General features: G+C 41.5%; 8 protein-coding genes. 4 read left to right on the forward strand and 4 right to left on the reverse strand.

Features of this window, described 5'->3' with window-relative positions; all coding sequences use genetic code 11:
• The 4 genes from V7L05_RS28895 to V7L05_RS28910 all read left to right on the forward strand — a co-directional run.
• A partial coding sequence (locus V7L05_RS28895; protein WP_335169318.1) for a hypothetical protein occupies positions 1–251 on the forward strand: 251 nt, incomplete at its 5' end.
• A 541-nt stretch (positions 252–792) separates the two neighbouring features.
• On the forward strand, positions 793–1,983 hold the full coding sequence (locus V7L05_RS28900; RefSeq protein ID WP_335169320.1) for a sigma-70 family RNA polymerase sigma factor: 1,191 nt from the start codon (positions 793–795) through the stop codon (positions 1,981–1,983).
• Between the two features lie 25 nt (positions 1,984–2,008).
• Positions 2,009–3,214, forward strand: a complete 1,206-nt coding sequence (locus V7L05_RS28905; RefSeq protein WP_335169321.1) for a DUF1822 family protein — start codon at positions 2,009–2,011, stop codon at positions 3,212–3,214.
• Positions 3,215–3,290: 76 nt separating this feature from the next.
• On the forward strand, positions 3,291–5,678 hold the full coding sequence (locus tag V7L05_RS28910) for a CHASE2 domain-containing protein (RefSeq protein ID WP_335169323.1): 2,388 nt from the start codon (positions 3,291–3,293) through the stop codon (positions 5,676–5,678).
• 49 nt (positions 5,679–5,727) lie between these two features.
• Here the strand turns inward: V7L05_RS28910 and V7L05_RS28915 are convergent, their stop codons facing one another.
• From V7L05_RS28915 to V7L05_RS28930, 4 genes are all read right to left on the reverse strand, one after another.
• Positions 5,728–7,230 carry an HlyD family efflux transporter periplasmic adaptor subunit gene (locus tag V7L05_RS28915; protein ID WP_335169325.1) on the reverse strand — a complete coding sequence of 501 codons (1,503 nt, stop codon included), beginning with the start codon at positions 7,228–7,230 and terminating at the stop codon, positions 5,728–5,730.
• 34 nt (positions 7,231–7,264) lie between these two features.
• Positions 7,265–9,457, reverse strand: coding sequence for a peptidase domain-containing ABC transporter (locus V7L05_RS28920; protein ID WP_335169326.1), 2,193 nt, complete (start codon positions 9,455–9,457; stop codon positions 7,265–7,267).
• A 335-nt stretch (positions 9,458–9,792) separates the two neighbouring features.
• Positions 9,793–10,212, reverse strand: coding sequence for a beta/gamma crystallin-related protein (locus V7L05_RS28925; RefSeq protein WP_335169328.1), 420 nt, complete (start codon positions 10,210–10,212; stop codon positions 9,793–9,795).
• Between the two features lie 209 nt (positions 10,213–10,421).
• Positions 10,422–10,832, reverse strand: coding sequence for a beta/gamma crystallin-related protein (locus V7L05_RS28930; RefSeq protein WP_335169330.1), 411 nt, complete (start codon positions 10,830–10,832; stop codon positions 10,422–10,424).
• Between the last annotated feature and the right edge of the window lie 275 nt (positions 10,833–11,107).

Below are 11,107 nucleotides of genomic sequence, written 5' to 3' on the forward strand. Positions count from 1 at the left end.
GATACGTCCCTGCATATTCTGGTTTCTCCTGCCACCCTACAAAAAATATTTTCCTCTATTTCCGACCCCTTTTTGCGGTGACGTGTACTAAGAGACGCATTGCTGGGTTTGAAGCCTTGACTGGAGCGAAGGTCAATCTGACGGGCGTTCCTTTTCAAAATTTATACAACATACTGCAAAAGAACTGGTCTAGCAGTGCTTCAAAGTACGATATGGCAATTATTTTACCTTCATGGCAGATTGAAAACTGAAAAAGCAAAAGCTCAAGGAATCGTTCAGGAGCTTATGGAATTATGGTCGCGGCGTTTGATTTTACTACGACCGTGAATAAACGACTCGTTGAGTTTTCGGATCATCTCTCAACGAAAATCGGCGGGAATCCCATCCCAACATTCTTGGGTGTCCGGAATAGCCGCCCGCCGATTTAGTTATTAGTCATTGGTCATTGGTGCTAATGACTAATGACTAATAACTAATGACTTGAAATCCCCCGGCTTGAAGCCGGGGGATGAGTTAAAAGTATCTTCATAATTAAGGTGGCATCGTTAACTATGTCACCAAGCAGCCTTTGAGCGAACCCGATTATTCTGGCGAATTTGTGATCGGAAATTATGACTTCTATAACCCGTTGCGGTAGAGCCACCGGTTTTGCATTTTATTTAATCTGCGTTCCTTACTTATGTGCGCTATTGAATTGCAAATTAGGAAACCAGTATCTTACGATTGTCCACAGAGGTGTCTGCGGCTTTGATAGTTGCTTAACTTCGGATCAATTTAAATTTTTAACTGCTTATGCGTCCTCGTCAAGAAATTACCGAGATGTTCTCAACCTTCGTTGAGTTGGAAGGAGACAGATTTAGGAAATGGTTGATTGATATCAAACTGCATCGAAGCATTCAAAATTGCTTGGAGTCTTCACCACTCGTCCCTAACTCAGAAAACTTTTGGGCGTTACATTGGCACAAGCGCTGGCGATCGCAATCTAATCGCCTTGCTAGAATGCATCTGTCTGCTTATTTACAAGAACCAAATTATTGGGCTGCCAAAAAAACAATTGCCAAATTTACAAATACTCAACACAGCCTAGCAGATTATTTTCAAATGGCGAATGCTGAAATCGAAACAATTCTCAAAAACTTTAACCCAGAAAAATGCTCTAGTTTAAAAGCCTATGCCACTATCGCAATTCCTAGTCGGCTAAAAGACATTTTACGCCAACGTAAGGAAGCTGATATTTGCACAAATTGGGCATTATTACGCAAAGTAAGCAAAAAGCAGTTTTTAGAAGCTCTTGATAAAACTGGATTATCACCTTCTGTAATTGCCCAATATCGTTTAGCCTGGACTTGTTTCAAAGAACTTTATGTGCAAAACCAACCAGGAGGCACAAAGGCACTACCGGAACCAGATCGCCAGCTTTGGGAAGCTATTGTCAACCTCTATAACCGCGAATGCCAAAGTCAATTAACTCAACCTACTCCACAATGCACGAGAGAAAAAATTGAACAGTGGTTAACCCAGGCAGCTATCTACGTGCGTACTTATCTGTTTCCGCCTGTTAGCTCTCTAAATTTAGTCATGTCAGAAGATGACGGCAGAACAACCCTTGATTTGCCAGATCCATCTTCTGACTCATTAATCGCTGAGATGATAGCCCAAGAGGATGCTCAAAACAAAAAAAATCAACAATCTCAGATTCAAGATATATTGTTAAAAGCTTTACAAAATCTTGAGGCGAAAACCCAGGAAATACTTAAACTTTACTACCAACAGGGGCTGACTCAGCCACAGATTGTACAACGCCTAAAAATGAGTCAGCCTACTGTTTCTCGCCGGCTGCTCAAAGCTAGAGAATCAATGCTGAAAGCATTGCTCGAATGGAGTCAAGATACGCTTAATATTTCTGTGACTTCCAACCTAGTTAATGATATGAGTGCCGCTTTGGAAGAATGGTTGAAAGTTAAGTATGGTGAATCTAGCTGACGTTATGAAAGATGAGGTAGTAAAAATGACTTCTGCTTTTACAGAACCGCAGGAAATATTGTTAGAAATATCACCATTATTACAGACAAGCTCTTGGCAAGAAAGCCAAGTTTACGCCACACTTAGCAGTCGCTGGCGTGCTTACATGAATCAAATTTGCCTTCATGCATTTTTGAATTGGGTAAAAGCTGAATATGTTCCAGAAGCAAGTATCTGGTACAGTTCTCCTGGCATTCCGGCTTTTTGGGAATTTGTCAATGGCACAGCAATTTTGTTAAAGGAAAAGCGAGTTGTTTTAATTCCCAGTGAGGCAATTGATGATAGTGAGTTAGAAGTTCCTCAAGAATGGGTAGACATTCCCACTTGGGCGGCAGAGTATTATTTAGCAGTACAAGTTACACCAGATGGCGAGAGGGTAAAATTTTGGGGCTACATAACCCATACTCAACTTAAATCACTGGCAGACTATGACCAAGTAGATCGGACTTATTGTATAGATGCACAGCACTTAATTAAAGACCTTAATGCTTTTTGGATGACCTACCAATTTTGTCCAAGAGAGGAGATGAAAACTGCGATCGCACCACTACCAGAATTATCCACTGCTGAAGTACAATATGTGCAGCAGCTGTTAAGCAATCCTTCAGTGACATTTCTGAGATTAGCAGTACCATTTACAACCTGGGGAATGCTACTAGAAAATGAACAGTGGCGGCAATGGTTGTATCAACAGCGAGAGCAATCTCTACGAGGGGCTGCGCCTACGCAATTTTCCCAAGTACAAGTGAATCTTAGTCGTTGGCTGGAGCAGATTTACGATGCTTCTTGGCAAGCTATAGAGAGTTTTTTTGAGCCAAACTCCAGTAGCCTAGCTTTTAATCTCCGCAGTTCTTCTGGGTTAAATGCTGCTGCTATTAAACGCGCCCAGCTGATTGACTTGGGAATGGAAATAGAGGCTCAAAAAGTTATTTTATTAGTTGCCTTAATCCCAGAGGCTAACCAACAAGTTAGTATTCGCGTGCAGCTACATCCAGCTTGTAATCAACCTTACCTACCTGCTAATATCAAGCTAGTTTTACTTTCAGATCAAGGGGAGATAATTCAACAAGTAGAAGCAAGAGTTCAAGATATCTACGTCCAATTGAAACTCTTTGATGGGGAAGTGGGAGAATGTTTTAGCATCCAGGTTGCTCTGAATAATTATCAAATAACAGAAAATTTTATGATTTAGTTATTAATAGTCAGCAGCGTCAAATTGGCGTTGATTAATTATTAGTTAATCACGAATGGCAAAGTTAACTTGAGTTATGAGTAAGCTAGTTGTCTTCAGCTTGTTAGGAGGAGATTTAAATAAAGGATTTCCTGTTGTCACGGCTCAACTTTGGCATCATAATCAATTGTTACTGGTAAAATTAACAGGGAGTTTGCCAGCAGTACCAGAACTAAGCAAACTCTACCGCAGATGGCAGCTACTTTACGAAGCCATCCATCAAAGCCTGGGTAGCAATCAACGGATAAAAGTGCATTCGCAAGACATAACCAATATTTCTGTCAATGACTTCGATGAAGTGTGTCAACAGCTACAAGCAAATATCAATGCTTGGTTGAAATTTGAGTCATTTCAAAATATTGAGCGGCAGTTGCGGACTCTACTTAGTCGGGATGATGAAATTAGAGTCATTATTGAAACGAATATAGTTCTACTGCATCGGTTGCCTTGGCATCTGTGGAATTTTTTTGAAGATTATCCGAAAGCGGAATTAGCTTTGAGCAATCATGAATATGCATCTCCTCAAGTATTGCCAAAATCTCCCACAGGTAAAGTCAAAATTTTGGCAATTTTAGGCAACAGTGTTGGTATTGATATTGACCAAGACGGCGCTTTGTTACAAGGTTTAACAGATGCCCAAACTACGTTTCTTGTCGAACCAACACGTAAAGAACTTGATGAGCATCTATGGAATCTAGATTGGGATATCCTATTTTTTGCCGGACATAGCACTAGTATTGCTGATGGAGAGATAGGAGAAATTTACATCAATCAGACAGAAAATTTAACAATTACCCAGCTTAAAAATGCACTTAAGACAGCAATTAGTCGCGGCTTAAAACTGGCAATTTTCAATTCTTGTGACGGAATTGGTTTGGCACGGAATTTAGCTGATTTGAACATTCCCCAAATGATTGTAATGCGGGAAATAGTGCCAGATATGATAGCACAGGAGTTCTTAAAAAACTTTCTTATTACCTTTGCAGCTAGCAAACCATTTTACTTAGCTGTGCGAGAAGCACGAGAAAGACTTCAAGGATTGGAAAATGAATTTCCTTGCGCCAGTTGGTTGCCAATCATCTGTCAAAATCCTACAACTGTTCCGACTACGTGGCAAGAACTATCTGGCAATTTTGGTGATCCTAAATTTGTGGGTGAAGTTTCGACAAAAGGTAAAATTGCAACACCAAAATCTAAACTTTGGACTGTACTACTTAGTACTTTTATTGTGGCTATTTCAACAATAGGTTTGAGATATTTGGGAGTTTTTGAGAAAATGGAACTGCAAACTTTTGACCAAATACTGCAACTGCAACCTAAAGAAGACCCAGATCCCAGGTTGATAATTGTTGAAATCACCGAAAAAGATATTCAATCTCGACAAGAGACAACACTAGGGCTGAAATCAATTTCGGATAGTACTTTAGCGACATTAGTTAAGCAATTACAAAAGCATCAACCGCGAATTATTGGATTAGATATTTACAGAGATTTTGCCGACCCACCGAATAAGTTACAATCAATAAAACTTCCCGCAGAAATTAGCAAAGAGAATGTTGTTGTTGCCTGCAAAAGCCGTGATAGTAAATATGATCCCCAAGGTGTTAAACCTCCGAAAGGAGTACCTGTAGAACGTCAGGGTTTTACTGATGCAATTCAAGACCCAGATGGGATCGTCCGTCGCCAAATTTTGATGATGGCACAAGAGCCTTCTTCGGCTTGTACAACGCCTTATTCGCTTTCGTTACAATTAGCTGCTCGTTACTTATCTTCCGAAAAGATTCAACCTAAATTTAATGAAGATTCTATACAGTTTGGCTCTAAAGTATTTAACCGTTTGAAACCTGGTCGCAGTGGTGGCTATCAACAAGGAGTTGATTTAGGTGGGAATCAAATACTTATCAATTACCGTAATACTGATTATCTAAGAGTTTCCCTTGAAGATATATTGAGCGATAAAGTTAATCCTGATCTAATTAAAGATAAGGTAGTTATTATTGGAGTGACAGCTAACACTGTCAGAGATACTTGGTCAACTCCCTACAGTACTGCACAGCAAGATTACCAAGAAATATCAGGGATATTTATCCAAGCGCAAATGGTTAGCCAAGTTTTGAGTGCAGTTTTAGACCAACGTCCAATTCTTTGGGTTTTGCCTTACTGGGGCGATATTCTCTGGATATGCGGTTGGTCTGTAGTTGGGAGTCTGATTATTTGGCGCGTTCGTTCGCTGTCAAATAAGGGATGCGCCATCTTTGCGATAGTTGTCATTTTATATGGAGTTTGTGCGATCGCTCTTTTAAAACAAGGGCTATGGTTGCCATTTATTCCTTCTGCCTTTGCCGTGGTTGCAAGCGGTGCTATTGTTGTGTTGATTCAACGCCGTCAGGAATTTTCCACGATTCCCCAACCCTTAGTTGAATAAAGTTTTCCTTTACAACTGAAAAATAACGTCAATTTGGCGATTGACGATCTCAAAAATCCGTGATTAATCTTGCCTTGCGGAGTAAGAATTGCAGTACAGTTTCTTCGCGGGTAATAATATCAACTCTGCCATCCATACCCAATTCAATTTGACATTTCTTTGTACTGCGACCTAAAGCAAGTTTCTCTGGTTCAATTGTGACTCCGTAAAAAGCGCCTATAGCAGTTGCTTTGGGGGTAGAGTTTGTATCAGCATCTGCATCATTTTTTTGGGGACTAACAGCATCCGGGGAAATCGCTTTCACAACGCCTTTGAGAGTGCCGTAATCGGGATAAGGACAAGCTGTGACTCGCATTTGGACTTTTTGACCAATTTTTACCTTACTTTTAGCCTCAGATGCGATCGCTGCTTTGATAACTAAAGGCGCATGACTGGGAACAATTTGGACAACTTCCTCCCCGGCGTGTAGAGTTTGACCGGGGTTTCTCAAATTTAACTTGGAAATAATCCCGTCTGCTGTAGCGGTAATAGTAGTTTGCTTCAGGTCGATTTCAGCTTGCTTGAGTTCGTTCTCTTGGCGCTCTAATTGTTTTTCAGTTTCAATTTTCTCCTTTATAAGTGTTTGACGTTCTCTTTCTAATGTTGCTTTATTCACTTCCCCAGAGGCTTTTTCTTGAGCAATGTGTTCAGTTGCCATTGCTACATCTGCATTGCTTGGGTTGAGAGCTACTTGAGCGCGAGATCGTCTGGCAATAGCCCCTAAAACAGCTTGTTTTAGCCGTTCATTTGTTTTTTCTTGAGCCTGATAAGTTGCTTTTTGCGCCTGTACAGCTTGTTGCTGCTGCTTCACAGCCAGCTGGACTTCTTCTAGTTGATCGCGGGATAATGCCCCTTGTTTAGCAGCACTGTCATATCGGTTCTGCTTTGATGTCGCAGCTCCTAAAGCTGCCTCCGTAGCGTAAAGATTAGCTAGTGCTGCTTGTAATTGTGCTTGTCCTGCATATAATTCTTCTTGGGCTATTTTGACGTTGGCTGATGCTTCTTGGAGTTCGGTAATACTGGTAATATTTTTGTCTTGATGATCGCGATCGCGTCCTTTGAATTCAGCTTTTGCAGAGGCGATAGTCCGATTAGTGCGATCGTTTTGGGCACGAATTTGACTATCTATTGCATTCATTTGAGGAACGGTTTGAATTAGTTGTAACCTAGCTTGTTGAATATTGGTTTGCAACTCGTTTTTTTTGGTTTGCAGTCGAGAGTCATCAATAGTGGCAATTCTATCTCCTTTTTGCAGCGTTTGATTTTCTTTGACGTAAATCTGCATTACCTGTCCTTCGATTGCAGCCTGCACAATTGGCAATTCACCCGCAGGACGGACAACAGCTTGCCCAATAACCGTAACTTTATATTTAACAACCGCAGCCACAGGAAGAGCTAACGACAACACAAACACGATAAATAGTCCGCCAAATGTAGTCCAACGGCTAATAGGTGGGAGAAAGTCGTTATCTTGAAGTGGGGGTAAAAAATTGGTTTTAGAGTTACTAATCATAAGTGCTGAGTATATTATCTAAAATGCCGATTAACTAATTCCGAATAACTAAAGAAGATTTAAACCCATTCTGAGAAGGAGAAATTTCATCAATAAAGCTTAAATGCTCTCCAGGAATATGACGTAATTCTTCTGGAGTTCCTTGAATTTTTAAGCGCCCATCTTCAAGTAACACAATCCAATCAGCCCGTTTGATAACTTGAGGACGGTGGCTAATCATAATTGTGGTTTTGCCTTGACGGTGATTAAGTAATCTATCCAAAACTTTGGTTTCACTTACTGGGTCAAGAGCGCCTGTGGATTCATCTAAAATTAATACAGGTGGATCAGTAACAATTGCTCTAGCGATCGCTAATCTCTGCCTTTGTCCGCCAGAAAGATTTGCACCAAATTCGCCTAAAACAGTTTGATATTTATCGGGTAATTTGCTAATGAATTCATCTGCACCAGCAATATGGCAAGCAAGGACTATCTCTTCAAAACTAATGTTGGGATAACTAAAGCGAAAATTATCAACAATCGAACGGCTCCAAAAATGAGGTTCTTGGGGAACTAATACGACTTGCTGCCGCAAACAATCTAAAGATAAGTCTTGCTGATTGTATAAACCATAACGGATATTACCAGATTGGACTTGATATAAACCAGTAATTAATTTGCCAAGGGAGCTTTTGCCACAGCCAGATTGACCGATTAAGGCTATTACTTGACCACCAGGGATAGTTAAAGAAAAATTTTCTAACAGGTCAGTTCTACCAGCATGGTGAAAGTTAACTTGAGAACAAGTAATATCTGCATTCCCAGAAATTTCTGCCCAAGGTTTTTTAAAGTCATTTTCATCTTCTGGGGTAGCATCTATGACTTCTGTCAAGCGTTGAACGACAATTTGAGCAGTGATAAATTGATCAATTAGCCCGACTACTGACCCTAAAAAGCCAAGAAAGCTGCCACTCATCCCACTGTATGCCAGCAGTTGACCGATGGATAATGTCTGATTAATCACCAAGCTAGAACCTAACCAAAGTATGCCAATACTCGTTAATTTGGAAAGAATACTAGTGACTGTGCTGGTGTAAAGCCCCAACTTCATTGTAGTCCAGCCTAAGTTAGCAATCCGACCAAAATTTGTCTGATATTCTTGCCAAGCTTGTTCTGTAGCTTGGGTGGTTTTGAGGACTTGAACACCGTGAAAGGTTTCGACTAAAAAGCCTTGATTTTCCGTACCTTTAACGATGAGGCTGCGGGTTTTCTGGCGCAAGGCGGGAAGAAAAAGCAGGTTGATTCCTGTAACGATGACAAAGGCGGCGACCGAAGCTAAAGTAAGTTCCCAACTATAGAAGAGCATGAAACCCAAGGAAACCAGAGCCACAAAAAATTGACTGGGTAAACCAAGGACAATTTGGGAAACTAGACTATTGATGGTATGAACATCTGCAATCCGGCTAACGACTTCTCCACTGCGACGGGCTTCAAAATATGATAAGGGTAAGCGCAACAGTTTTCGCCCATATTCTAGAATTAGCCCGTATTGCAACCGTTGACCAAAATGACCAATCAGGTGAGATTGTACCAAACCAATGGCATTTTGAATTAGGTTCATGACAATGACGCCAATTGCCACCGTTGTTAGCAGTTGGGTATCTCCCCGCACTAGTACGTCATCGGTCAACAGTTGCATCATTAAAGGGGAGGCGAGGGACAATAGCCCGATCGCAAAGTTGATGGCGATCGCCTGAATCAGCAGGTTACGATAGGGTAATATTCGGGCAATGAAGCGCCCAAAACCGCCAATTTTATCTTCTGCTTGCTCATAGAAGCGGCTGTCATCTGGCATCAGCAGCAGCATCACGCCATCACTCCAACCCGCCATTAACTCTTTTAAGCTGAGAGAACGGATACCAACTGCGGGGTCGGAGATAATACATTTTTTCCCTTTTAGCCCGTAAAATACCACCCAGTGGTAGCCTTTCCAGTGAATGATCGCGGGCAAGGGAACTTCATTTAATTTCTCAAGTACTTCTGCGGTGGCTTGGACTTGACGAGCATGGAATCCCAGAGTTTCTGCTCCCCGTCTCAAACCTAGTAGTGTGGTTCCCCGCGAACCTGTGCCGACTGCTTCTCGCACGCGGTTCATGGCAAAGGTGCGTCCGTAGTGTTTGGAAACAGTAGCAAGGCTTGCTGCACCACAGTCTTCCTCACTGTGTTGCAGTACGCTTTGGTATTTCATAGTTAAATTACTGAAGTTTTTGATGCCGTAGAGTCAACACAGATCAATACGGATATTCAACTGCCTCAGAGATATATACTCTGAGGCGAATGGCACTAAGAAAAGCCCAAAGGCTTGTGTTACAACTCGTTCCCAGCCTCCAGGTTGGGAATGTATTCCAAGAGGTTCTACCTCTGGTCAAGAAAGAGGAGGCGGAGCCTCCCAGAATGGGTTCCCAGCCTGGAGGCTCCTAACCAGTCAGGGCAAGGGCTGTATTTTAACTTAGTGCCATTCTACTCTGAGGCAGCTTTGCCCTCTAGACAAAAATCACCCTTAAGGTTGCTCTTAAGTCAAATCTACGCTGCTACACGGAAGGCGGAAGTGATTGCGTCGTTATTAGCCCCAAGATTATATAAAAATCCTGGTCTGAGAACACCAGTAGACTGTCCTTTAAAATTAGAATCGTCAAAGAAATTCCAACTACCGTGTATAATCCTAATAGATGAGACTTGATCGTTGAAACCGTTATTATTGCCTTCGTTATCTAGCCCGATGTTGGGATCGCCATCACCTGTCGATGCATTGAGATTTAGACTCCTCCCTCGCGCATTTGAATCTATGTAGAAAATTACATCTGGGTCGTTGCTTCCCTTGTAATGAACGCCACCACTACAGGTAGCAGCCACCTCATCGTTAAGTTCTTTCACTGCGCTCAAACTCAATTGGGCTAATGTTTGATTGTTCATATCTGCTCCGTGGTTGTTGATGTTAGACATTGTTGATCTCCGAAATTTCAAGTTGGAACTTGAACTGAAGGTAATCGCTGGTTTGGCTTGACTCTGATTCTTAATTGGTAGCAGTGACATGATTTTATTCACTTGATTCAGCGATCAATACGAATATTCAACTGCCTCAGAATATAGATTTCTGAAGTAGCTTTGAACTCTAGACAAAAATCACTCTTAAGGTTGCTATTAAGTCAAATCTACACTACACGGAAGGCGGAAGTGATATTGTCGTTATTAGCCCCAAGAGAATAGTCTCCTGGTCCGAGAACACCAGTAGACTGTCCTTTAAAATTTGAGTCGCTAAAGAAATTCCAGCTACCCCGTAGAATCTTAATCGATGAGGTTTGATCGTTGAAACCGTTATTATTGCCTTCGTTATCTAGCCCGATGTTGCCAATGCCATCACCTGTCACTGAATTGAGTCCTAAGGCCCCCCCTTGTTCACCCGGATCTTTGAAAAGAATTACATCTGGGTCAGGGCCTCCTACAAAACCACCACCACTACAGCTAGCAGCCACCTCATCGTTAAGTTCCTTCACTGCGCTGAAACTCAATTGGGCTAATGTTTGATTGTTCATATCTACTCCGTTGTTGTTGATGTTAGACATTGTTGATCTCCGAAACTTCAAATTTGAGCTTGAATTGAAGGTAATCGCTGGTTTGGCTTCGCCTTCTAATTCTTAATTGGTAGCAGTGAGTTGATTTTATTCACGGCTGAGAATTAGAGGTTTTTGGCTTCGCCTTCTGATTCTTAATTGGTAGCGGTGAGTTGATTTTATTCACGGCTGAGAATCAGAGGTTTTTTTGGCTTCCCCTTCTGATTCTTAATTGGTAGCAGTGAGTTGATGTTATTCACTTGATTCAGCAGTACCAATTTGCTATG

Source organism: Nostoc sp., assembly GCF_036917755.1.
Classification (GTDB): Bacteria; Cyanobacteriota; Cyanobacteriia; order Cyanobacteriales; family Nostocaceae; genus Nostoc.

What these genes read in the sequence shown, in the direction of transcription:
- V7L05_RS28910 (WP_335169323.1), top strand. Translation starts at nt 3,291, where the DNA reads ATGAGTAAGCTAGTTGTCTTCAGCTTGTTAGGAGGAGATTTAAATAAA.
- V7L05_RS28920 (WP_335169326.1), bottom strand. Translation starts at nt 9,457, where the DNA reads ATGAAATACCAAAGCGTACTGCAACACAGTGAGGAAGACTGTGGTGCA.
- V7L05_RS28930 (WP_335169330.1), bottom strand. Translation starts at nt 10,832, where the DNA reads ATGTCTAACATCAACAACAACGGAGTAGATATGAACAATCAAACATTA.
- V7L05_RS28900 (WP_335169320.1), top strand. Translation starts at nt 793, where the DNA reads ATGCGTCCTCGTCAAGAAATTACCGAGATGTTCTCAACCTTCGTTGAG.
- V7L05_RS28905 (WP_335169321.1), top strand. Translation starts at nt 2,009, where the DNA reads ATGACTTCTGCTTTTACAGAACCGCAGGAAATATTGTTAGAAATATCA.
- V7L05_RS28925 (WP_335169328.1), bottom strand. Translation starts at nt 10,212, where the DNA reads ATGTCTAACATCAACAACCACGGAGCAGATATGAACAATCAAACATTA.
- V7L05_RS28915 (WP_335169325.1), bottom strand. Translation starts at nt 7,230, where the DNA reads ATGATTAGTAACTCTAAAACCAATTTTTTACCCCCACTTCAAGATAAC.